The sequence below is a fragment of the Flavobacterium sp. W22_SRS_FK3 genome (assembly GCF_052113665.1).
Taxonomy (GTDB): Bacteria; Bacteroidota; Bacteroidia; order Flavobacteriales; family Flavobacteriaceae; genus Flavobacterium.
In genome coordinates this window covers 1-1004 of record NZ_JBGQOF010000071.1, presented here as the reverse complement: position 1 = coordinate 1004, position 1004 = coordinate 1, and the positions used below count along the sequence as shown (strand labels likewise).

The 1004-nt window shown below is 39.1% G+C and carries 1 protein-coding gene; it reads right to left on the bottom strand.

Features of this window, described 5'->3' with window-relative positions; translation table 11 throughout:
• The coding region (locus tag ACEN2I_RS19985; RefSeq protein WP_441767838.1) for an AMP-binding protein at positions 1–1004 on the bottom strand (1004 nt) is incomplete at both ends.

The window sequence follows — 1004 nt, the reverse complement described above, 5'->3', positions numbered from 1 at the left end:
CCTAATAATTCCTGCCAGATTGCAGCTAACTGCGCTTCGGTTTCATTACGGGGTGCTACATATTCTTTACTGGATAATGCTGAACCATCCGGATCCGGTAATGACTTTTTATCTAACTTTCCATTATTGGTCAGTGGCAGTACCTCTAATGCAACCCAGATCATAGGAACCATATAATCAGGCAAACTTAGCTTTAATTGGTTTTGTAAAGCTTCTTTGTCTAAGGCTTCTTCCAATACAACATAACCTACTAAACTCTTTGTGCCATTTGTATCTTCCTTAGCCAATACACAACACTGCGTTACTCCCGGTAAGGATGATAATACATTCTCAATCTCTCCTAACTCAATTCGATAGCCGCGGATCTTAACCTGGTCATCTTTTCTGCCGATAAACTCAATATTGCCATCGGGCAGCCAACGTGCTAAATCACCTGTCTTATAGATGCGTTCGCCTTCTCTAAACGGATCGTTGATGAATTTCTCCTTGGTTAGTTCTTCCTGGTTTAAATAACCTAAAGCAACTCCGCTTCCCCCAACGCACAATTCCCCAATTACTCCAATAGGTAATAAGTTGAATTGAGAATCCGTAATGTAGGCGTAGCTGTTCTTTATCGGTTTACCGATAGGAAGAGCTTTTTGTGTGACTTTCTCAATACTATAAGTCGTCGAAAATGTGGTATTTTCTGTAGGACCATAGCCATTGATAATCTGAAGAGAAGGATATAGTTCTTTCAATTTATTGGTATAATTGAACAACACTACATCTCCTCCGACCAACAAAGAAGTGAGAGGCGCAAAAATAGAGGAATCTTCTTCCACTACCTGATGAAACCAAGAGGCTGTCATCCATATAGTGGTAACTTTATGTTTGATTATAAGGTCTTTTAAACTGTTGATCTCCAATAAAGAATTTGTATCTGCCAATACTAATTGACCTCCATTTAATAAAGTACCCCAAAATTCCAACGTAGTTGCATCAAAAGCAATAGATCCGGTTGAAAG